General features: G+C 54.9%; 22 protein-coding genes. 10 read left to right on the top strand and 12 right to left on the bottom strand.

Annotated features, from left to right (window positions below; all coding sequences use genetic code 11):
- Positions 1–39: 39 nt before the first annotated feature.
- The gene (locus ENH71_RS06485; protein WP_294131386.1) at positions 40–681 is read right to left on the bottom strand and encodes a thiol:disulfide interchange protein DsbA/DsbL; all 642 of its coding nucleotides are present in this window, start codon (positions 679–681) and stop codon (positions 40–42) included.
- Positions 682–760: 79 nt separating this feature from the next.
- A complete protein-coding gene (locus ENH71_RS06480) occupies positions 761–1,372 on the bottom strand; it encodes a c-type cytochrome (RefSeq protein ID WP_294131385.1) in 612 nt (203 codons plus the stop codon).
- A 261-nt stretch (positions 1,373–1,633) separates the two neighbouring features.
- Here ENH71_RS06480 and yihA point away from each other — a divergent pair, with 261 nt between their 5' ends.
- Positions 1,634–2,290, top strand: a complete 657-nt coding sequence (gene yihA / locus ENH71_RS06475; RefSeq protein WP_294131384.1) for a ribosome biogenesis GTP-binding protein YihA/YsxC — start codon at positions 1,634–1,636, stop codon at positions 2,288–2,290.
- Here yihA and polA read toward each other — a convergent pair.
- Both polA and ENH71_RS06465 read right to left on the bottom strand, forming a co-directional pair.
- Positions 2,243–5,014 (bottom strand): DNA polymerase I, encoded by a 2,772-nt coding sequence (gene polA / locus ENH71_RS06470; RefSeq protein WP_294131382.1) that lies wholly within the window; start codon positions 5,012–5,014, stop codon positions 2,243–2,245. The genes yihA and polA overlap by 48 nt on opposite strands.
- Positions 5,015–5,101: 87 nt before the next feature.
- Positions 5,102–6,124 carry a zinc ABC transporter substrate-binding protein gene (locus ENH71_RS06465; RefSeq protein WP_294131379.1) on the bottom strand — a complete coding sequence of 341 codons (1,023 nt, stop codon included), beginning with the start codon at positions 6,122–6,124 and terminating at the stop codon, positions 5,102–5,104.
- Positions 6,125–6,272: 148 nt separating this feature from the next.
- On the opposite strand from ENH71_RS06465, the gene znuC reads away from it, so the two are divergent.
- Together znuC and znuB are read left to right on the top strand one after the other, a co-directional pair.
- The gene (gene znuC / locus ENH71_RS06460) at positions 6,273–7,061 is read left to right on the top strand and encodes a zinc ABC transporter ATP-binding protein ZnuC (RefSeq protein ID WP_294131378.1); all 789 of its coding nucleotides are present in this window, start codon (positions 6,273–6,275) and stop codon (positions 7,059–7,061) included.
- Positions 7,054–7,839 carry a zinc ABC transporter permease subunit ZnuB gene (gene znuB / locus ENH71_RS06455; protein WP_294131375.1) on the top strand — a complete coding sequence of 262 codons (786 nt, stop codon included), beginning with the start codon at positions 7,054–7,056 and terminating at the stop codon, positions 7,837–7,839. Before znuC ends, znuB begins: the two co-directional genes overlap by 8 nt.
- Positions 7,840–7,857: 18 nt before the next feature.
- Here the strand turns inward: znuB and ENH71_RS06450 are convergent, their stop codons facing one another.
- Both ENH71_RS06450 and cyoE read right to left on the bottom strand, forming a co-directional pair.
- Positions 7,858–8,517 (bottom strand): SCO family protein, encoded by a 660-nt coding sequence (locus ENH71_RS06450; protein WP_294131372.1) that lies wholly within the window; start codon positions 8,515–8,517, stop codon positions 7,858–7,860.
- Between the two features lie 36 nt (positions 8,518–8,553).
- Positions 8,554–9,441 carry a heme o synthase gene (cyoE, locus tag ENH71_RS06445; protein WP_294131369.1) on the bottom strand — a complete coding sequence of 296 codons (888 nt, stop codon included), beginning with the start codon at positions 9,439–9,441 and terminating at the stop codon, positions 8,554–8,556.
- 271 nt (positions 9,442–9,712) lie between these two features.
- Between cyoE and ENH71_RS06440 the strand changes: the two genes are divergently transcribed.
- From ENH71_RS06440 to ENH71_RS06415, 6 genes are all read left to right on the top strand, one after another.
- Positions 9,713–10,252, top strand: coding sequence for a hypothetical protein (locus tag ENH71_RS06440; protein ID WP_294131366.1), 540 nt, complete (start codon positions 9,713–9,715; stop codon positions 10,250–10,252).
- A gap of 324 nt (positions 10,253–10,576) precedes the next feature.
- The gene (locus tag ENH71_RS06435; RefSeq protein ID WP_294131365.1) at positions 10,577–11,944 is read left to right on the top strand and encodes a c-type cytochrome; all 1,368 of its coding nucleotides are present in this window, start codon (positions 10,577–10,579) and stop codon (positions 11,942–11,944) included.
- Between the two features lie 77 nt (positions 11,945–12,021).
- Positions 12,022–13,782: a cytochrome c oxidase subunit I gene (locus ENH71_RS06430; protein ID WP_294131362.1), complete on the top strand. Its 1,761-nt coding sequence runs from the start codon at positions 12,022–12,024 to the stop codon at positions 13,780–13,782.
- A 5-nt stretch (positions 13,783–13,787) separates the two neighbouring features.
- Positions 13,788–14,414 carry a cytochrome c oxidase subunit 3 family protein gene (locus ENH71_RS06425; protein WP_294131360.1) on the top strand — a complete coding sequence of 209 codons (627 nt, stop codon included), beginning with the start codon at positions 13,788–13,790 and terminating at the stop codon, positions 14,412–14,414.
- A 53-nt stretch (positions 14,415–14,467) separates the two neighbouring features.
- On the top strand, positions 14,468–15,172 hold the full coding sequence (locus tag ENH71_RS06420) for a heme-copper oxidase subunit III family protein (RefSeq protein WP_414704686.1): 705 nt from the start codon (positions 14,468–14,470) through the stop codon (positions 15,170–15,172).
- A gap of 64 nt (positions 15,173–15,236) precedes the next feature.
- Positions 15,237–15,593 carry a cytochrome C oxidase subunit IV family protein gene (locus tag ENH71_RS06415; protein WP_294131355.1) on the top strand — a complete coding sequence of 119 codons (357 nt, stop codon included), beginning with the start codon at positions 15,237–15,239 and terminating at the stop codon, positions 15,591–15,593.
- A gap of 76 nt (positions 15,594–15,669) precedes the next feature.
- On the opposite strand, the gene ENH71_RS06410 is transcribed toward ENH71_RS06415, so the two are convergent.
- Both ENH71_RS06410 and ENH71_RS06405 read right to left on the bottom strand, forming a co-directional pair.
- Positions 15,670–16,323 carry a redox-active disulfide-containing membrane protein gene (locus tag ENH71_RS06410; RefSeq protein ID WP_294131352.1) on the bottom strand — a complete coding sequence of 218 codons (654 nt, stop codon included), beginning with the start codon at positions 16,321–16,323 and terminating at the stop codon, positions 15,670–15,672.
- 1 nt (position 16,324) lies between these two features.
- Positions 16,325–17,032 (bottom strand): SURF1 family protein, encoded by a 708-nt coding sequence (locus ENH71_RS06405; RefSeq protein ID WP_294131350.1) that lies wholly within the window; start codon positions 17,030–17,032, stop codon positions 16,325–16,327.
- A 116-nt stretch (positions 17,033–17,148) separates the two neighbouring features.
- Here ENH71_RS06405 and ENH71_RS06400 point away from each other — a divergent pair, with 116 nt between their 5' ends.
- Positions 17,149–17,355, top strand: a complete 207-nt coding sequence (locus tag ENH71_RS06400; protein ID WP_294131349.1) for a DUF2909 domain-containing protein — start codon at positions 17,149–17,151, stop codon at positions 17,353–17,355.
- Between the two features lie 144 nt (positions 17,356–17,499).
- Here the strand turns inward: ENH71_RS06400 and ENH71_RS06395 are convergent, their stop codons facing one another.
- The 4 genes from ENH71_RS06395 to coxB form a co-directional block, all read right to left on the bottom strand.
- The gene (locus ENH71_RS06395) at positions 17,500–18,426 is read right to left on the bottom strand and encodes a cytochrome c oxidase subunit 3 (protein WP_294131347.1); all 927 of its coding nucleotides are present in this window, start codon (positions 18,424–18,426) and stop codon (positions 17,500–17,502) included.
- A 34-nt stretch (positions 18,427–18,460) separates the two neighbouring features.
- Positions 18,461–19,030, bottom strand: coding sequence for a cytochrome c oxidase assembly protein (locus ENH71_RS06390; protein WP_294131345.1), 570 nt, complete (start codon positions 19,028–19,030; stop codon positions 18,461–18,463).
- A 155-nt stretch (positions 19,031–19,185) separates the two neighbouring features.
- Complete coding sequence (ctaD, locus tag ENH71_RS06385) at positions 19,186–20,769, bottom strand: cytochrome c oxidase subunit I (RefSeq protein ID WP_294131343.1); 1,584 nt, start codon at positions 20,767–20,769, stop codon at positions 19,186–19,188.
- A gap of 5 nt (positions 20,770–20,774) precedes the next feature.
- Positions 20,775–21,923 (bottom strand): cytochrome c oxidase subunit II, encoded by a 1,149-nt coding sequence (gene coxB / locus ENH71_RS06380; RefSeq protein WP_294131339.1) that lies wholly within the window; start codon positions 21,921–21,923, stop codon positions 20,775–20,777.
- Positions 21,924–21,933 lie beyond the last annotated feature (10 nt).

The raw sequence follows: 21,933 nt of genomic DNA, 5'->3' as shown, positions 1-21,933 counted from the left end.
CGCCCTGTTGTTAGCCGCGGCAGAACGGCCGGCCTCGTTTTAAAGGGCGGCTCGTTCCCGCGCAACCAGGAAATCGACGATGGCCAGCATATCCTGTTGGGTACGCACTGCCTCGTTGGTTGTAACCAGGTATTTGCCATTAACGATCACGTTGGGCGTGCTGCGGATCTGGTAGTCCTGCATACGGCTCTCAGCCTGGTTTACCTTGGTGCGCACCGGGAACGAGTTGAAGGCGCGGGAGAATGCTTCTTCGTCCACGCCGTGTGCTGTAAACAGGGCGGCCAGCTGACGTTCATTCTGCAAGCGATTGCCCTGCAGATTGATAGCTTCGAAAATCGGGTCATGGACAGCGTCCACAACATCCAGGCTTTCTGCTGTGTAATAGGCCTGCGCATGAACCTTCATCAACTCATTCCAGATAGCCGGATAATGCATATAGTCGACGTCATCCGGCGCATTGCTGGCCCAGTCGTCAACCAGTGGCTGGAAGCGGAAACAATGCCCGCAGCCATACCAGAATACTTCCAGCACTTCTATTTTGTCCGCATCATTGGTGCGCACCGGCGCCGGCAGTTCCTCATAGTGCGTTCCTGCCACGTACAGGGAAGGCTGCGCCGATGCCGAAAATGCCAAAGCGCTTAGCAGTGCCACAGCACCCAGTTTGATTGCTTGCTTGATCATGTTGCTACTCCACTGTGATTCTTGTGCTTAAGTAGACCATAACGCGGCTGAATAATTGCTGAACGCCGCTCAATCCGACCTAGTTCAGGCCGGAGATATAGCTTGCCAGTGCTTCGATTTCGGCATCCGTCAGACGCTCTGACACGATACGCATGGGCGCAGAGTCGCCGTCATTGTCACGGGCACCTGAGCGGAAGGCTTTCATCTGGCTTTCAATGTATTCCGCATGCTGTCCGCCCAGCGCCGGGAACCCCGCCTGCGCCATACCGCTGCCGGTTGGTGAATGGCAGGCAGAACAGGCGGCAACACCCAGATCGGTGATCCCTGCACGGTAGATCTGCTCGCCAAGCGGCACCAGCTCCGGATCAGCGCCCTGCAAGGTGATTTCCTGTGCCGCATAAAATGCCGCCATATCCATCAGGTCCTGCTCAGTCCTGTTGTCGAGCAGGCCCGTCATCAGCGCTACTTCGCGGGCACCGGATTTGATGTCACGCAGCTGCTTGAGCAGGTAACGCTCACCTTGACCGGCGAGTTTCGGGTTACTGCCCAGTTCACTGTTACCGTCGGTACCGTGGCATGCGGCACAAACAGCCACCTTGCCTTCACCTGCGGCGGCATCACCTTGAGCAGTTGCAGTTACGCTGGTAACTGCCATGAGAATTGTCGCCAGGGAGAGAAATAGTTTTTTCATGGATAATCGTAGTTCCTAAAAATAGTTCCTGAACGGTTGTGAGATCGGTGGTGCGCGCACGAGACGTTTTTCGACACAACGCAGCGACCGGGGAGTATACCACAGCTGCCTGTGATGTGTAGGCACTGAAGGCCACAATAGTCTGCTCTGTTTCGCCAGCGAATTGTCTGCGATAGCGGCGACTTGCGCGGCTATCATGGTCGCGCCGGGGACGTTTAATTGCTGGCTTAATTCAGCCCCGCTCCGGTAGAATGCCTGCCCATGAACTATCAAGCCGCCAAATTCGTGATCAGCGCTGCCAAACTGCGCGACTGCCCGCCGGACAGCCTCAGTGAGGTCGCCTTTGCCGGTCGCTCCAATGCCGGCAAGTCCAGCGCCATCAATACCCTGACGCGCAATGGCCAGTTGGCCAGAACCAGTAAAACGCCGGGCCGCACCCAGCTCATCAACTATTTTGCGATCGACGAAGGGCGCTATCTGGTAGACCTGCCCGGCTACGGTTACGCCAAAGTACCCCTGTCAGTGAAAAACGACTGGCAGGTGCACCTGGAGCAGTATCTCAACAAACGCAATGCGCTCAGCGGTCTGGTGCTGGTGACGGACATCCGGCATGTGTTCAAGGATTTCGACCTGATGATGATTGACTGGGCCCGAAAGCGTCAATTGCCACTGCACATCCTGCTGACCAAGGCCGACAAACTCAAACGCGGCGGCGTGCAGGATGCCCTCACCAAAGCCAGACTGGCGCTGGACGGCATGCCGGACGCCAGCGCACAGGCGTTTTCATCACTCAAGCGCCACGGTGTTGATGTGCTGGCCCAGCGCCTTGACGGCTGGCTGGGCGACCACCCCGCGTCAGCGGATCTGTCCTCAGTGAGCCTCGTCCCAGTTGTCACCGACCCCGACGTCGACGACTAGCGGCACATCCAGTGCGGCAGCGCTGGCCATACGAAAACGCACGCCGTCGCTGAGCAGGTCAACATCAGCCTCGGCCACTTCAAATACCAGCTCATCGTGTACCTGCAGTATCAGTCGTGCATCCAGTGCACCGCTGCCCAGCCAGTGATCTATGTCTACCATCGCCTGTTTGATTATGTCCGCCGCCGTGCCCTGCATCGGCGCGTTGATAGCGGTGCGTTGCGCAGCCTTGCGCAACATGCCATTGCCGGCCTTGATGTCGGGTAGATACAGCCGCCGGCCGAACAGGGTTTCAATATACCCCTGGGATTCAGCGAGTTCGCGCGTGCGCTCCATGTACTCCAGTACACCGGGGTATTTCTCGAAGTAACGATCCACATATTGCTGCGCGTCATGACGGTCGATGCCGAGCTGTTTGGCCAGGCCAAAGGCCGACATGCCGTAGATCAGGCCGAAGTTGATGGCCTTGGCGCGGCGGCGCTGCTCACCGGTGACTTCATCCAGCGTCACACCAAACACTTCCGCCGCAGTGGCTTTGTGAACATCCAGTGCGTTGGCAAAAGCATTGAGCAAACCTTTGTCCTGTGACAGATGCGCCATGATTCTGAGTTCTACCTGGGAGTAGTCAGCCGCCACCAGTTTGTAGCCTTTGGCGGCAACAAACGCCTGACGAATCTTGCGACCCTCGGCACTGCGGATGGGAATGTTCTGCAGATTGGGCTCGGTCGACGACAGACGACCGGTAGCCGCCACTGCCTGCTGGAACGTGGAGTGAATGCGCTGAGTGCTGCGGTTGAGCTGGGCCGGCAGTTTGTCAGTGTAGGTCGACTTGAGCTTGCTCAGACCGCGATGCTCCATGATCATGCTGGGCAGCTCATACTCCAGCGCCAGCTCCTGCAATATCGGCTCCGCCGTTGATGGCTGGCCTTTAGGAGTTTTCTTGAGCACCGGCAGTTGCATCTTGTCGTAGAGAATGACCTGCAGTTGTTTGGGTGAGCCCAGATTGAAGGTCTCACCGGCCAGCGCATAGACGGCTTCCTCGACCTCTGCCAATCGTGTCGCCAGCGCCTGTGACTGCTTGTGCAACAGATCCGGGTCGACCGCTATGCCGTGGCGCTCCAGGCGCTGCAGCACCGGCGCCAGCGCCAGTTCGTAGTAGCGATACAGGCCATCCAGCTCACCGGTTTTTTGCAGCTGGCTCGCCAGCAGGTAACTCAGTCGCAATACTGCATCAACCTGCGGGCCCAGCCACGCCAGCGCAGCGGCGGGGTCGGACTGGCTCAACGCCAGTTTATTGCGCCCGCTACCGGTCAGTGACTCCCTTGAATCCAGACGCTTATGAAGATAGTAAGCGCTCACGTCTTCGATACTGTGGTTGGTCGCCACCGAATTGATGACGTAAGCAGCCAGGTGGGTATCGAAGTGCCAGCGCCCCACCACAATGTCATGATTCAGGAAAATATGGCTCATGCGCTTGGTGTCATGCGCGACCTTGCGCACCAGCGGGTCTTCCAGAATCGGCTTGAGCATGCTCAGGGTCGTGCGCCGGTCCAGGGTCGATGGCGCCTCCAGACTGTCATGCGCCAGCGGTATATAGACCGCCTGCCCGGGTTGCCAGCTGAGGGCCAGACCGATGATCTGCGACAGCATGTAGTGTTCATCTGTGGCCAGTATCGCCACCGCCGTCTGTTTTGCTGCCTTGATGGCATCAATACACTGCCGGAGTCCGGCCTCATCATTGATAAGCTGGTAATTTTCTTCGTCGGTGTTGAGCTGCTCATCGTCCAGCGCACTCTCATTATCCGGCGCCGGCGCACTGCCAAGCTCTTCCTGCGCAGCGGCAAGATCGCTGGCCGAGATGGCAACACCGGCCTTGTCGAGCTCATTGACCCAGGTCTTGAATTCCAGCTCAGTGAACAGTGCCATCAACTGCGTCTGGTCCTCCGGGCCGGGGATCAGCTCATCCAGCGACAACGCCAGCGTGACATCCAGCTTGATGGTGGCAAGTTCATAGGAGAGGCGCAGTTGTGCGATATTGTCACGCAGCTTTTCGCCGACTTTGCCGCCGATTTCATCGGCATGTTCGATCAGGTTATCCACCGAGTCATAGGCCTGCAGCCACTTGACTGCGGTTTTGGGTCCGACACTGGGCACACCCGGAATATTGTCGACCTTGTCACCGGTCAGAGCCAGAAAATCCACGATGCGGCCCGGTGGCAGACCGAATTTATTGACCACGCCGTCGGGGTCAAGGCGCTCGCCGGTCATGGTGTTGATCAGAGTGACGTGATCGGTTACTAACTGGGCGAGGTCCTTGTCACCGGTGGACACCAGGGTATCGCGTTGCTGCTTGCTGGCTTGCGCAGCCAACGTGCCGATGACATCGTCGGCCTCCACATCGGGCACCACCAGCAAGGGCAGGCCCATGGCCTTGATGATCTGGTGGATGGGATCGATCTGACTGCGCAATTCATCGGGCATGGGCGGGCGATGCGCTTTGTATTCGGGATAAATGTCATTGCGAAAAGTGCCGCCCTTGGCATCAAACACGACCGCCACCGGGCTGCCGGGATATTCCTTTTTCAGGCTGCGGATCATGCTGATCACGCCTTTGATGGCACCGGTGGGCTGACCCCGGCTACTGACCAGAGGCGGCAAGGCATGAAAGGCGCGGAACAGGTAGGACGATCCATCAATCAGGATCAGGGGATTGGCGGCTGGCATAATCAAAACGTCCGATGTGAAAGGGGCAAAGCTCTTTACAGGCTATGTCCCTATGGTATCAGACCCTGACGTCAAGCCGGGAGCGATTCAGCGCGCGGCGCACTGTCTGAATGCGTCGGCGACATTGTCCATCAATTGAATATAGGCCATTGGCCCTGCGGTCAGGGTCTGACCCACAGTATCGACCCGGATGCGCCGCAGATCCTTGTCACCCAGTAAGGTGTCGACCGTTGCCGCCTGTGTTGTCACATCTTCCAGCAGACAGTTCAACGGCGTGTTCTCTACCGCTCGACGCACCATCATCATGTGCCTGACGCCGGGCTGCAGCTCTTCACTGGCGACAAAAACCAGTTCGTGTTGCAGTCCAAACTGGCGTTCAAAGTATTGAAAGGCATTATGATAAACAGCGTACTGCGACTGTGCCGGCAGCAGGGCCTGGGCATTAATACCCCGTTCCAATGCTGCCAGGCGCTGCCTGAACAATTCAAGATTGACGCCATACTGTCCGGCATTGTCGGGATCCAGCTCGCTCAGCGCGTCGGCAATGGCTTGCGCAATCAATTGTGCATTACCGGTGTTGAGCCAGACATGCGGATCAATGGTATCGGCCGGTTTATGTTTGTGTCCGGCGTGCAGGCCCTCGTCAGGAATCAATACTTCGCGGCTGTCTTCGCCGCCTGCGCCCGCGTGATGCACCTGTAAGCCGGGCAATGCCAGCACCTGAAGCTGCCGACCATAGGCACCGGCCTGTACAACCGCGTCGCTGAGATAGGTTTCCAGCTCCGGACCCACCCACACAAACAGATCCGCCTGACGCAAGGTGCGCAGCATGGACGGGCGCAGTGTGAAATGGTGATAGGACTGGTTGGACGGAATCAGTACCTCGGGCTCACTGACGCCGTCAGTAATGGCGCGGGCAATCATCTGCAACGGGGTGATACTGGCGACCACCTTTGCTTGCGCCAAAGCCGTGGAACTGGCCAGCACCAGCGAAAGTGTCAATAACAGGAAAACGGCGAAACGCGGCACGGTGAAGGCCGATACAAACGTAGTACAATACGCTGCCTGCCGGCACGGTGGTTGTCCTGTCTTCGGGAATCGATTACTCATGAAATTTCACGGCCTCTTAGAAATGCTATGATATACCATTTCTTCCAAACAGTTTAGTATTTGCGACAACACGTCACATTCTGGCGTTATGACGCGATTGCAGGAAACGTCCGCCGGGGCATAACGACATGACATATGAGCGGGGCATATGAATAGCGAGATACTCATCAAAGCGGACAATATCGGTTTCAGCGCCGCCGATCGTCAAATTCTGCAACAGATCAATCTGGAGGTTCGGCAGGGTCAACTATTAACGCTTATCGGGCCCAATGGCGCCGGCAAAACCACGCTGGTGCGCATCGTACTGGGATTGTTGCAACCGCATACCGGGACACTGCAACGCTCTGCAGGTCTGCGTATCGGTTATATGCCGCAGAAACTGTTTATTGAACCGACGCTGCCATTGACGGTCCGGCGCTTTCTGCAGCTCGCTGCGCCGGGGCGCCGGCAGCCGGTAAAACCGCTATTGGAGGAAGTCCGGATAGCGCACCTTATGGACCAGCAGGTATCCGCCCTGTCCGGCGGCGAACTGCAACGGGTGCTGCTGGCACGGGCACTGAGTCAGTCACCACAGTTGCTGGTACTCGACGAACCGGCGCAAGGGGTGGATGTGACCGGTCAGGTGGAGCTGTATCAATTGATCAACAGTATCCGCGACCAGCATGGCTGCGGAGTGCTGATGGTGTCACATGATCTGCACCTGGTAATGGCAACGACAGATGAGGTGATTTGCCTGAATCAACACATCTGCTGCCACGGCAAACCGGAACACGTCAGCCATGACCCGGCCTACCTGGCGCTGTTTGGACGCCGGGAGGCTGAAACACTGGCCGTGTATACCCACCACCACAATCATAGCCACGATTTGACTGGCGACATCAGCCACGATGCCTGCGACCATTCAGACACCCATGACAAGGATCATCACCATGGCTGATTTTATGGTTTACGCGCTGATCGCAGGATTGTTCATCGCCGTTGTTGCCGGACCACTCGGGTGCTTCGTGGTTTGGCGACGCATGTCCTACTTTGGTGACACGCTGGCACATTCGTCCTTGCTGGGCGTGGCGCTGGCGATTTTGTTCAGCATCAACCTGCAGCTCGCCATCATCACCAGCTGTGCGATATTTGCCGGCGTGCTGTTGTTACTGGAACGACGTCAGCTGCTGGCCACCGACACCCTGTTGGGCATCATCGCGCACAGTACGCTGGCCTTTGGCCTGCTGGTGCTGTCGCTGTCGGATATGGTTCAGGTCAATCTGATGGCGTTTCTGTTCGGTGACCTGCTGACCGTAACCCGTAACGACCTGATATGGATCATTGGCAGTTGTGTGGTCACGGCCGCGCTGTTGATCTGGTACTGGGATCAGTTCCTGGCATTGACCGTGCACCGGGAGCTGGCGCAGATAGAAGGCATTGCGGTTGACCGGCTATACGCGCTGCTGGTGATGCTGATTGCGCTGTTGATTGCGGTCGCGATGAAAATTGTGGGTGTACTGCTGATTACGTCATTGTTGATCATTCCGGCCGCAGCGGCACGCCGGGTCGCCAATACGCCAGAACAGATGGCCGTGGGCGCGGCCATCGCCGGTTGCCTGTCGGTGCTGGGCGGGATGTCGATGTCGTACTTCTGGGATACGCCGGCGGGGCCGTCAATCGTCGCCACCGCCTGCTGTCTGTTTATCCTGCTGTACCTGAAGCCGGCGCCGCGCTAAAAACTACCGGCGTCTCAATCAGATTGTCTGACGGATAATCTGGTAGGCTTCGAGGATATTGGCGCGACGAATATTGGGTTCCAGAAACCCGCGGTACTGGCCCTGCGGATCGATAAGCAGGATATTGCCGCTGTGGTCGACCATAAACTCATTGCTGTCGCTGCCATCCTGTGTCGGCACCGGCATGACACCATGCGAGATGTAAAGATCGCGCGCCAGACCCGATACCTCGGAATACTCCCCGTTCACCCCCAGAAAGTCTTCGTGGTAGGTCTCCATGTATCGTGCGATCTGAGCGGTGTCATCGCGGAACGGATCGACGCTGATCATCACTACCTGGGTATCAGCCTGATAGGGGCCGGCCGCCAGATCCCGATAAAAGCCGGTCAACTCGTTCATGGTCAGCGGGCAGATATCGGGGCAATTGGTAAAACCAAAAAATATCAGACTCCACTGGCCTTGCAGTGACTGATCGGTAAAAGGCTCGCCGTGATGGTCCAGCAAATTGAAGGGGTCGATTGCTACCGGCTCTTCGTAAACCATGGCGCCGATTTCACGCAACTCCTCCTGTGACACCTGGGCAGCATTGTTGCCTGAATAACGGAAGAACGTGACTGCCAACACCAGCAACACCCACAGCAGACACACAATCAGTGTGATCTTGATATTTCTCTTCATAATTTGACGCCTGTAAAACGATTGTCAGGAAAACAGTCAGGTAAACAGATAGTGATCAACCAGCAGCACCGGGAACAAGACCATCAGATAAACGATGGAGTATTTGAAGGTGTCCATGGCCGTTGAGGCCTTGGGACGGTACATCAGCATCAGCGACCACCACAGGAAGCCGCCGCCGAGCAGCAGCGCTGCCGCAAGGTACAGCAGGCCGCTCATGCCGATCAGCCAGGGCAGAACACTTACCAGAATCATGATTACGGTGTACAGGATGATGTGGATCTTGGTGAGGTGCTCGCCATGGGTGACCGGCAGCATGGGTATGCCGGTTTTGGCATATTCTTCCTTGCGATGAATAGCCAGCGCCCAGAAATGCGGCGGGGTCCAGGCAAATATGATCAGCACCAGAATCAGCGCACCCGGTTCGATGGTACCGGTAACCGCCGACCAGCCCAACAGGGGCGGCATGGCGCCGGACAGTCCACCAATGACAATGTTTTGTGGTGTTGCCCGCTTCAGATAGCCGGTATAGATGAAGGCATAACCAATAAAGGAGGCCAGCGTCAGCCAGGCGCTGAGGGCATTGACCCAGAACAGCATGATGGCCATGCCCGCAATACCAATGGCGGCCGCGAACGCCGCGGCCTGCTTGGGCGCCACCCGGCCCTGGGGCATGGGCCGGTTATGGGTGCGACGCATCACCGCATCTACCTTGCGATCAATCAGATGGTTGACCACGGCACCGGAGCCTGCCACCAACGCAATGCCCAGATTACCCAGAATCAGGACATCCAGTGGCACCATGCCAGGTACGGCCAGAAACATACCTACCATTGAGGTCAATATCATCAGCATGACCACACGAGGTTTGCACATCTCGTAGTAGTCGCGCCAGTTGGCCGTCTGTTTCTGTGTAAGCTCTGTCACAAGGCTCTCTCTGTTGCCCGGATCCGCCAGACCTGATTTGGGGGCATGATCGTTGCTAATTACTGAGTGTGTCAATGAGGGTTGGTAATTGTACCGCAAAACACCATTTAAGCGAAAAAAATGAGGACAAGCAGTGTTATTAGCGGTAAATTGGGCTCATGCACCGTTGAAAAATAATAACGCTGTGCCTTGTTAGTCTGATTTCTGGAGTAGTCATCTGGACTAATAGATGTTCGAACAGCGATCTCATGAATAAAAAAGGAGAAGCTAGATGAAATGTATCTATTATCTGTCACCGACCCTCAAAAGTACGCACGAGATTTCTGACGATCTGCATGCCATCGGTGTAGACGACTGGTTCCTGCACATCCACAGCAAGGATGAAAGCGGACTGGTCAAGGAGCACCTGCACTCCAGCAATTACCTTGAATCCCTGGACTTTATCCGCGAGGGTTTTATCGGCGCATCCATTGGTTTTGTTGCCGGTCTGGCATTGGCCGGCCTGGCGTATGTCACTGAGCCCTTTGCCATGCCGATTCCGCTGATCGGGTTCATCGGCATTGTGTTTGTGTTGACCTGCTTTGGCGCCTGGGTGGGAGGTCTGACCGGCACCATGCAGACCAACAAGAAGATTGCGCACTTCAAGGATGACATCAAAGCCGGGAAATATCTGGTGCTGATCTATGCCAAGGAGCGTCAGGTTAAAAAGATTCAGGAAATGATGGCGCAGAAACATTCCGAGGCTGTCCTGGCCGCGGTTGATCCGCACTTCCTCAACCCGTTTGCAGATCTGCAAATGGTCCGTGCATAAAATGCGGCACCGGACACTGGAGCTGTTGCACTGATTTAAACATTGCTATACGATCCGGAGAAGTAGGCGGTGCCTGACATCGCCTGCTCCGCTCGATTGATCGAAGTTACACGTTGAGTACCCATCCGAAAGATAAATAATAAAAGGAGGGAGCGACGTTGTGAACGTACTGATCCGTACCGTTCGTAGTCAACTGCGTGACTGCAACATTCATACCCGATTGATCCCGCCTGTCCGGGGTCCGCGGTCCTTTATTATCTTTCGCTATACAGTTGCTGTATCCACTGTTGTCCGTGCTCGCACTTTCACAAGGATATCCCGCGTATGGCTATTGCTGTTGTTATTGTCCTGTTGGTTGTCGGCTCCGTTGTCTTTCATTTTGTCAGCCCCTGGTGGTTCACCGAAATCGCATCGCACTGGACGAGTGTCGATTTCACCATCAACCTGACATTCTGGGTGACCGGGTTCGTATTTGTTGCTGTGAACCTGTTCCTGGCGTACAGCGTATTCCGCTATCGTCAGCGCAAAGGTGAAGCCAGCAAGGCGGTTTACGAACCGGAGAATGCCCGGCTGGAAACCGGCCTGACCGTACTGACAACGCTTGGCGTTGCCGCCATGCTGGCCCCCGGCCTGTTTGTGTGGGCACAGTTTGTCTCCGTGCCGGAAGAGGCCACTGAATTTGAAGCCTTCGGTTCGCAGTGGCAATGGGCCTTCCGTTATCCCGGTGACGACGGCCAGTTGGGCACCGCTGACATCGAACACATTACCGAAACCAACCCCTGGGGTATCAACCCCGACGACCCCAATGGCCAGGATGACCGGGTCGTCAAGAAACCCTACATGATGCTGCCCATCGATCAGCCGGTGAAAGCCTTGCTGCGCTCACGCGATGTGCTGCACAACTACACAGTACCGCAGTTCCGCATCAAGATGGATATGGTCCCCGGCATGGTGTCATATCTGTGGCTGACACCCACCCGTACCGGTGTTTTCGATATCCTGTGTGAACAATATTGTGGGCTGGGTCATCACATCATGCGCGCGCGCGTTGAAGTTGCTCCGGCCGACCAGTATGCCGCGTGGCTGCAGGCGCAACCCACGTTTGCCGAAACCCAGGAGCAACCGGACGCTGATATCGCCGCCGGCCAGCAATCCTTCATGGTTTGCGCCAGCTGTCATGGCCAGCAGGGCGAAGGCAACCCACAGGTGAATGCACCCAAACTCGCCGGCTTGCAGCCCTGGTACATCGATCGCCAGTTGCGTTATTACCAGCAGGGTATCCGCGGTGCAGCCGAAGGTGATCAGCTGGGTGCCATGATGGCGCCTATGGCAAACACGGTGGCTTCGCCGGAAGCCCGCGCCAATGTTTCTGCCTATATCGCGACACTGCCACAGTCACCGGCGGCGACAACAATTACCGAAGGTGACCCGGCACGTGGCATGCGCATTTATAGCGCCAATTGTGCGTCCTGTCACGGTGATGATGGCAAGGGCAGCTGGGCAACCGACGCGCCCGCGCTGGCCGGCATGGACGACTGGTATCTGGCCACTCAATTGCAGAAATACCGCGACGGCGTTCGCGGCGCACATCGCGACGATGATTACGGCTATCAGATGACATCCATGGTTAAAGCCATGCGCACTCAGGAACAGCAGAACGATGTGCTCAGCTACATCAATACCCTGCGTTAATGGAAGGCACCAAAACGAATTTCGAAAACTAAAATAAAGATAACCGCAGGTTCGGTTGATACCGGGAGGACGTTTACATGGCATATGTTCCATTAGCGGACCAGGATGATGCTCACGCGCTGCACGACCCGCAGAGCTTTGTGACCAAATACATCTGGAGTCAGGATCACAAGGTCATTGCAATACAGTACGGCGGCGTTGCGATTTTTGTCGGTCTGATTGCGCTGGGGCTGTCCATCCTGATGCGCCTGCAGCTGGGCTTCCCGGATACCGTCAGCTGGATCAATCCGGCCTTCTATTATCAGGCTGTCACCATGCACGGCATGATCATGGTGATCTATCTGTTGACCGCGCTTTTTCTTGGCGGGTTCGGCAATTACCTGATCCCTTTGATGTGCGGTACCCGGGACATGGTATTTCCGTTTCTCAACATGCTGAGCTTCTGGTTTTACCTGGTGTCCGTGATTATCCTGCTGGCCAGCTTTTTTGTGCCGGGAGGTCCCACGGGGGCCGGTTGGACGTTGTATGCGCCACAGTCAATTTCACATGGCACCCCCGGCAGTGAGGGCGGTATTCTGTTGATGCTGATTTCGTTGGCCGTGTTCATTATCGCCTTCACCATGGGCGGCCTGAACTATGTCACAACGATACTGCAAGCCCGAACCCGCGGCCTGACATTGATGCGGTTGCCCCTGTCAATCTGGGGCATTTTCACGGCCACGGTGCTGGGTCTGTTTGCTTTCCCGGCGCTACTGGTCAGCGCCATCATGATGGGGTTCGATCTGGTGCTGGGTACCAGCTTCTTCATGCCGGCAATGATGGAACTGGGTGCACAGAACGACCACGAAGGTGGCAGCCCGATTCTGTTCCAGCATTTGTTCTGGTTCTTTGGTCATCCCGAAGTTTACATCGTTGCCTTGCCCGCATTTGGCCTGGTCTCGGATGTCATCAGTACCCATGCCCGCAAGAACATTTTTGGTTATCGCATGATGGTCTGGGCCATCATCGCCATTGGTGGTCTCAGCTTCATGGTGTGGGCGCATCACATGTACGTCAGCGGCATGAATCCGTATTTCGGTTTCTTCTTCGCCACCACCACACTGGTGATTGCGATACCGACCGCGCTGAAAGTGTACAACTGGGTACTGACCTTATGGCAGGGCAACATCCGCCTGAATACGCCGATGCTGTTTGCCATCGGTTTTATCTTTACCTTTGTTCATGGCGGCCTGACTGGCCTGTTCCTGGGTAACGTGGTGATTGATGTGCCGTTGGCGGACACCTACTTTGTTGTTGCCCACTTCCATATGGTGATGGGCGTGTCGCCGGTACTGGTGTTGTTCGCAGCGCTGTACCACTGGTACCCGAAAGTAACCGGCCGCATGTTCAACGAGACCATAGGCAAGGTGCATTTCTGGTGTACCTTCCTGGGCACCTACGCAATTTATTTGCCGATGCATTACCTGGGTTTCCTGGGTGTACCCCGACGTTACTACGAAATGGGCAATACCGATTTTATTCCGGAAACAGCGCAGGTACTGAACGCCAATATCACGTTGGCGGCAATTTTTGTTGCCACCGCGCAGATCCTGTTCTTCATCAACATTTTCTGGAGCCTGAAACATGGTGAGAAAGCCGGTGGTAACCCCTGGGGTGCTACCACGCTGGAATGGCAGACACCTGACACGCCACCCAAACACGGTAACTGGGGCGACGAACTGCCGGCAGTGTACCGCTGGGCGTACGACTACAGTGTGCCAGGCATGGACAAGGACTTTGTTCCGCAGAACGAGCCGGGTGAAGAATATGAAAAAAATGCACATCACAAGGGAGCATAACGGTTATGAGTTTTTATCGTGATGTCACCAGAAAACCCTGGAACACAGTAGGACTGCCGGAGGGCATCGATCCGCGACCGGCATTCAACATGCCCAATGAGAAGGTGGCCCTGATTATTTTTGCCACCTGTGCCAGTGTGCTTTTCTCGCTGCTGGTGGTGTCCTATTTTATTCGCATGACGGTGGGCGACTGGGTACCGCTGGCAACACCCACCATGTTGTGGGTCAATACCGGCGTGCTGGTGCTGAGCAGTCTGTGTTTCCATTTCGCGGTATTACAATCCCGTAAAACCGGTTCGGTGCGTTTCGGCTCCGGCGCCGGTCTGTTATCGCTGGCCGGCGGTTTGCTGGCGATCGGGTTTATAGTCGGACAATACAGCGTGTCGGCACAGTTACTCGCTGCGGGCCACGGTTTGCGGGTCAATGCCGCCAATGCGTTCTTTTATCTGCTCACCGGTATCCACGTCCTGCATTTGCTCGGCGGCCTGTGGGTGTGGGGCAAAGCACAACTGCGACTGGCACTGGGCAGCGATGCCAAAGACGCGCGTCTGAGTCTGGAGCTTTGCGCCTGGTACTGGCATTTTCTGCTGGTTATCTGGGCCGGGTTGTTCTACCTGCTCATATCAACATGATCGCGTCGCAGTCGATGCAGGATTGAACACAAGAATAGAAAAACAAGGAATCTATCATGAGTCACAGCAGCACAGTTGATGCAAGCGTCAGTGGTAGTACGGCTCCCGCAGCCGACGGCGTGACTGGTTTCATAAACGATTGGTCGGCCGACAAACAGACATATCATGTGCCCTGGGGTAAGGCCATGATGTGGATCTTTCTGGTCAGCGATACCTTTATCTTCTCCTGTTTTCTGGTCGGTTACATGACCGTCCGGATCTCAACGGCAGATCCCTGGCCGTTGGCAACCGAAGTGTTCGCGCTGTCATTTTTTGGCAGTGATCCGATTCCCCTGATTCTTATAGCGATCATGACATTTGTACTGATTACCAGTAGCGGCACCATGGCGCTGGCGGTGAATTACGGGTATCGCAAGGACAAGAAGAAGACCGTGATTCTGATGTGCGCCACTGCAGCGTTAGGTGCCACCTTTGTTGGCATGCAAATGTACGAATGGTCCAAATTGATTGGTTATGGAGTCAGACCCTGGGGCAATCCCTGGGGGGCTGATCAGTTTGGTTCGGTGTTTTACATGATCACCGGCTTTCACGGTCTGCATGTAACCGGTGGTGTTATCTATCTGTTGGTTGTCGCGCGAAAAGTCTGGCTTGGGCACTACGAGAAAAAAGGCTACGAGATAGTCGAAATCACAGGTCTGTACTGGCACTTTGTTGATCTTGTCTGGGTGTTCATTTTCGCTTTCTTTTATCTGCTTTAACACCGGCGGATACTGTTAACGAGCTTGGTTAGAATTTTGGATTTACCGCTGAAGGAGAATACACATGGCAACAACAGCAAGCGGACAACAGCAGCATCCTTTAGGCATTTATATAAAAATCTGGATACTGCTGTTTGTGTTAAGCATGTTCAGCTACATGGTGGACTATTTTGATGTGCAAGGCGTCATGCGCTGGACGCTTGTGCTGGTATTCATGGCGTTAAAAGCCGGCTTCATTCTCGCCATTTTCATGCATGTGGTCTGGGAAAGAATGGCGTTGGCGTTGACGATTCTTGGGCCGCCGATGATACTCCTGTTACTGATTTTCTTTATGGCCGTTGAAGGCAATTATACGGAGGATGCGCGGGTGCAGTACTTCGGCCATGACGCTGACCGGTCGCCTCTGCATGTAGAGCATTGACACGCTAATTGCCAGAACAAAAAAAGGGTGTTTGTCTTTAATGACAAACACCCTTTTTTGATTTGCATACGCTGACCTAGCCCAGGCTTGAATGTCTCAGCAGTCGATCCAGGTCTGTCTTGATATCTTCCGTGGTGTGACTGCCATCGTAATACATCATGACATTACCAACCGGATCGACGAAAAATACATAGTCGTCTGTCGACAAATCTATGTCGACACCTTTGGCGGCAAGACTTTGCTGCAGCTGCTGCGCGGAGGAATAGGCGATTCCCATACTGGGATACTCCTCGCGGAAATGATCAGCGGTCTGTTGCGCGATGGGAGCACTGTCGGCGTGCAGATAGTAGCGACGCACCCGCTCGACGTTCTTGCCCAATACAATGTGAAGCTGACGCAGATAAAACACACGCCCTTCACAGGCAGCATCACAAGCACCGGCATTTACGTAGACCATGAGCCAGGGCTGTGCATCGTATTCTTCTTCACTTTCCAACGTCGCAACAAACTCTTCGAAGCTGCTGAACATTGGCGCGCCAGTTGCGTCAGCCATACCCAGATCAGTAATGTCAGCGGGCGGCAGGATAAAGTTACCTTTGTTAACGGTGCCGCCACCAAAACCACCGTTCTCGGTGGCGGCACGGAAGGCAAATGTCGCCATGGTAATAGGCACAAACGCAATTAACAGCAGGAACGCCAGCTTGAGCTTGCTGCGGGTCAGATCTTTCATATCAATTCTCCGGACGTCTGAAACTGAATAGCAAAAACAAAATAACAAGGACCACGGCCATAAAGAACCATTGCACCGCATAAGCCCGATGCGTCTCCGGGCTCAGCGTCACTGGCTGCCAGTTGATCTGTCTGAGTCCTGGCGCTCCGGCATCAAGGCGGACGCTGTAAGGCAGTACCGGCTCGTCGAGCAGCGCTGACATCTGTGCCATATCCAGACTTTGAATCACCCTGGGCCAGGGGTTGTCACCGGCTGGCTCTTCCTCACCTAACACCATGATATCGCCGCCAGGTACATACACTGTTCCGCGAATGCTTACGCCCTCATCTGTCACACTGACGTCGGGCAGGGTCTGACGATCCGGACCCTGCGCTATCCAACCACGGTTGACCAGCAATAACCCGCTGTCTGTTTGCAACGGAGTAATCAGCTCGTATCCGACCCGTCCCTGATTAATGCGATTATCGAGCAGGAACTGCCGGTCGTTGTCGTAGCGTCCGGTCGTTTCAATCCGCCTCCAGGCGATGTCTTCAACGGCCTGCCAGTCGATCTGCGCCAGCGGCACCGGTGCTTGTGCTGCTTTCAGATCGTAGCTGAGTTGCGTTTCGCGTTTTTCCTGTTCGCGCTGCAATTGCCAGAAACCGAGGTAGACCAGCAACGGAAGCAGTAGCACGGTAAACAGTGTCAGTTTCCAGTTAAAGTGACGCACGCAGACCTCTATGGTGTCAGACCTGGAGATTCAGATCTGTGTCAGTCGTCAGTTACGGTTCAGCAGTCTACTATGATCTGCTAATATGACTATTTATTTCGTCCCCGGGATTCAACATGCTCAGAGTGATTATCATACTTCTGCTGGTTGCGATTGTAGTCAGCCTGGTTGCTGGCTATGTGTTTTTCTACAAAGATCAGGGCCGCTCCAAGCGTGTCATGTATGCATTGGGTGTTCGTGTCACTCTGGCCGTTATTCTGATGATCTGTGTGTTCTACGGTATCAGCACCGGTCAATTGAGCTTTGGCGCACCCTGGAGCTGAGATAGGCGCGAAGCAAAACACGCATCTGTTGAGCAGAGCATAAAAAAAGACGGCCCGTCATGCGAGCCGTCTTTTTTGTTGTTCTTCTTTTTTGTGCTGTCGTCTGGCCTTGCTCAGGCGTAAGGCCAGATTGTCACGAATGACTTACAGGCAGTATACAAAGATAAACAGGCCGACCCAGACCACGTCAACAAAGTGCCAGTACCACGCTGCCGCTTCGAAGCCGAAATGGTCGTTAGGCTTGAAGTGACCCTTGATGCAACGGATCAGCATGACCGTGAGCATAAACGTACCCAGCGTCACGTGGAAGCCGTGGAAGCCGGTCAACAGGAAGAACGTTGAGCCGTAGATACCCGAGTCCAGTGTAATGCCATAATGGCCGTAGGCTTCAACATATTCCAGTGCCTGCAGGCCCAGGAAGATAACACCCAGGCCGACTGTCACCGACATCCACTGAATCAGACGCTTGCGGTTTTCAGCTTTCAGCGCAACGTGAGCAAAATGCAGTGTCACCGATGACGTGATCAGGATTACGGTGTTCCAGAAGGGCAGGTAGCCGGCAAAAAACGCGGGCGACCATGAAGTGACATTCAGCCCTTCATGCGGGTTGGGATAAGCGGAGGGATCCGGGTTAACCAGCAGTGGCCAGGCTGCCTGGAACTGCGGCCACAGGAACTCACCTGCGCTGCCTTTGTCGCCTTCGCCGCCCAACCAGGGCACGGACAACTGTCGGACGTAGAACAGGGCGCCGAAGAATGCCGCGAAGAACATGACTTCGGAGAAGATAAACCAGCCCATGCCCCAAACGTAGGAACGCTTGAGCTGGGCACTGTTCAGACCCGCGTGATTCTCACGTATGGTCGTGGCAAACCACTGGAACAGTATGAAGGACAGGATCGTAAAGCCGATCAGTGCCGTCCAGGTGGAACCAGTGACACTGGCCCCTGCGCTGATGTCGTTCAGTACTCCGCCCAGACCGAATACTGTCAGGAACAGACCAATGGATGCAAAGAACGGAAATTTGCTCTGTTCCGGCACATAATAGGTTTCATGGGAGCTTTCGCTGGCCATCTTATTTCTCCAAAAAAAACAATATTATTGTCGTTTACCGTGCTGCTAATGCTTTTAATTTGCTGCTTTTTTCCGTGATATCGTAAAGCGTATAGGACAAGGTCAATTTGCCGATATCGGCTGGTAGTGCCGGATCAACAAAAAATCGCAATGGCATATCCGCCGACTCTCCCGGTTGCAGGATCTGTTCTTCAAAACAGAAACACTCCACCTTGTTGAGATGCCCTGCGGCTGCGCTGGGCGCCACGCTGGGTATGGCCTGTCCGACCATGACCCTGTCGCTACTGTTAGTCACTTTGTAGCTGATCATGTTGACTTCACCGGCCTTGACCTTGACCTGGGTGGCGCTGGGAACAAACCCCCAATCCATGTCAGCGTTCTCGCGGGCAATGAACTGCACCGTAATTTCGCGGGTTTCGTCAACGATCTCGCCGGCTTCGGCCTGGACTGCAAGATTATTGGTCTTGCCGTTCAGGCCGGTGATGTCGCAGATCACATCGTATAGAGGTACCAGAGCAAATCCGAAAGCAAACATGCCTACAACAGCAAACAACAACTTTGTTACCAATGTCTTGTTTTTAGATGGCGCTTTGTCAGTTTTCATATTCGTTACTCCGACTTATTACTCAAATACAGTCATCACGAACCAGCGGACTATCTCAACTTACTATCTCAACTTACTATCTCAACGTACTATCTCAACCTACTATCCCCAACGTACTGCCCGTACCCGTTATCAGTGGGGCACCAGGCTCAGTGTTACTGAGCCTTGATCAGGGCGGGGTCGGGCGGTGTTTCAAAGGTGTGGTAAGGCGCTGGTGACGCCACTGTCCACTCCAGACCCTGAGCACCTTCCCAAACCTGAGCCGTTGCTTTTTTGCCACCGCGAATACACTTGATGACAACAAACAGCAGGATCAGCTGGGAGAAACCGAACAGGAAGCCACCAACACTGGAGATCCAGTTGAAGTCAGCAAACTGCAACGCGTAGTCCGGGATACGACGCGGCATGCCGGCCAGACCCAGGAAGTGCTGCGGGAAAAACAACAGGTTGACGCCGACAAATGACAGCCAGAAGTGTAGCTTGCCCAGGTTCTCGTCGTACATGTAACCAGTCCACTTGGGCAGCCAGTAATAGGTTGCAGCCATCAGGGAGAACACGGCACCTGGCACCAGCACGTAATGGAAGTGAGCAACCACGAAGTAGGTGTCATGGTACTGGAAGTCAACCGGGGTAATCGCCAGCATGACACCCGTGAAACCACCGATGGTGAACAACACCACAAAGGCAATGGCAAACAGCATTGGCGTTTCAAACGTCATGGAACCACGGAACATGGTAGCCACCCAGTTGAAAACCTTCACGCCTGTCGGCACCGCAATCAGCATGGTTGCGTACATGAAGAACAGCTGGCCGGCCAACGGCATACCCACTGTAAACATGTGGTGTGCCCATACGATGAAGGACAGGAACGCGATAGATGCAGTTGCATATACCATGGAGTCATAACCAAACAGACGCTTGCGTGCGAAAGTCGGGATGATGGCAGACACAATACCAAATGCCGGCAGAATCATGATGTAAACTTCAGGGTGACCGAAGAACCAGAACAGGTGCTGGAACAGAACCGGGTCACCACCACCAGCGGCATCAAAGAATGCGGTGCCGAAGTGGATGTCAAACAGCATCATGGTAACCACACCGGCCAGAACCGGCATAACAGCAATCAGCAGATACGCAGTGATCAACCAGGTCCATACGAACAGCGGCATCTTCATCAGGGTCATGCCGGGGGCACGCATGTTGAGGATGGTGGCAATCACGTTGATCGCACCCATAATGGATGACGCACCCAGAATGTGAACGGCAAAGATGAAGAACGTGGTTGAAGGCGGACCATAGGTTGTCGACAACGGTGCATAGAAGGTCCAGCCGAAGTTGGGGCCGCCGCCTTCCATGAACAGAGTCGATACCATCATCGCGAATGCGAATGGCAGAATCCAGAAACTCCAGTTGTTCATCCGCGGCAACGCCATGTCAGGCGCGCCAATCATCAGCGGAATCATCCAGTTGGCCATACCCACAAACGCAGGCATGACCGCACCAAATACCATGATCAGACCATGCATGGTCGTCATCTGGTTAAAGAAGAGAGGGTCGACAAACTGCAGACCTGGCTGGAACAGTTCAGCGCGAATCACCAGGGCAAAAGTGCCGCCCAGGAGAAACATGGCGAAGCTGAACCACAAGTACATAGAGCCAATATCTTTATGGTTGGTAGTAAACAACCATCGCGATATGCCTTTGGCGGGGCCGTGATGATGATCGTGTGCAGCGCTCATGGTTTTTACTGTCCTTCTTGAATATATGCGTTGACTTCGGTTGGCTGAACCAGATCGCCCGTGTCGTTGCCGAAGGCATTGCGAACGTAGGTAATAATGGCAGCCAGTTGAATCGGGTTCAGTTGTCGGCCATAGGCCGCCATCGCTGTACCGTCGACACCGTTGACAAGAGTGTCCATGGTGACTACGCGATCACCCGTGGCTTTTGCGCTGCCGGCAAGTGCCGGGAATACCGGGGGCATGCCCACACCACCCGCCTGGTGGCAGGCCACGCAGTTCTGGGTGTAGATCTGCTCGCCCTGCGCCATGGCATCTTCCATGGACAGTTCAGCGTTTGCCAGTTCACGAATCTCGGCGGCAGCGGCCTGCTGATCGGCGTACCATGCCTGGTACTCTTCCGGCGGCAGCGCGTGGACTACGATCGGCATGAAGCCGTGATCCATGCCACACAGCTCGGCACATTGGCCGCGATAGACACCGGGCTCTTCAACGACCACCCAGGTTTCATTGATGAAGCCGGGAATAGTGTCCTTCTTAATGGCAAAGTCAGGCACCCACCAGGCATGCAGCACGTCGGCAGAGGTCATCAGGAAGCGAACACGGGTGTCGGTCGGAATCACCAGCGGACGGTCAACGTCCAGCAGATAGTTCTCCGATTTCTCGATGTCGTTGCTGATTTCTTCGCGGGAGGTACTCAGCGTACTGAAAAAGGAGACTTCCTCGTCGTCCATGTTTTCACGCATGTAGGTGTATTCCCAGCGCCACTGATAACCGGTGATCTGGATATCCAGCTCGGAGCCGGTGGTGTCGTATGCATCGGTCAACACGCGGGTTGCCGGAATCGCCATCAGGATCAGGATCGCGAAGGGAATCAGCGTCCAGACAATCTCCACCTTGGTGCTTTCGTGGAAAGTTGCCGGTTTGGCGCCTTTGGATTTGCGATGATGGATGATGGACCACAACATGACGCCAAATACCACAACCCCGATGGCAACTACCCACCAGAAGATTGTCATATGAAGGCCATAGGTATCTCGACTCATTTGGGTTACGCCCCTGGGCATGTTCAATTCCCAGGCTGCATGCAGACCCGCACTCCAGAACATCAGAGTGCTGAGGGCAAGGCCTAACCACAGCTTTGCTTTGGACAACATTCGCCGTGTC

This window comes from Pseudohongiella sp. (genome assembly GCF_011050365.1).
Lineage (GTDB): Bacteria > Pseudomonadota > Gammaproteobacteria > Pseudomonadales > Pseudohongiellaceae > Pseudohongiella.
This window is presented reverse-complemented; position numbering and strand designations above follow the sequence as displayed.